This is a genomic window from Pseudoalteromonas aliena, from assembly GCF_038155085.1.
Lineage (GTDB): Bacteria > Pseudomonadota > Gammaproteobacteria > Enterobacterales > Alteromonadaceae > Pseudoalteromonas > Pseudoalteromonas aliena_A.
Window position 1 is genome coordinate 1 of sequence record NZ_JBAKAU010000292.1, and the last position, 209, is coordinate 209.

Consider the following 209-nt stretch of genomic DNA (forward strand, 5'->3'; position numbering starts at 1 on the left):
GGGCTAGATCCAATCTAACTTCCAAATTATCAAGGCACTGCTGTCCAGGATGTGATCGACGTTCGTACGTTAGGCTCACATGGTCACTTTAGTTATGACCCAGGTTTCATGTCGACTGGTTCTTGTGAATCTGCAATCTCCTACATTGATGGTGGGTAAGGTGTACTACTTCACCGCGGTTACCCGATTGAGCAATTAGCTGAAGATTC

The 209-nt window shown here is 45.9% G+C and carries 1 pseudogene; it reads left to right on the top strand.

The annotated features are described in order from the left end of the window. Positions 1-156 (top strand): annotated as a pseudogene (gltA, locus tag V6260_RS19455) (citrate (Si)-synthase); the annotation flags it as partial. Positions 157-209 lie beyond the last annotated feature (53 nt).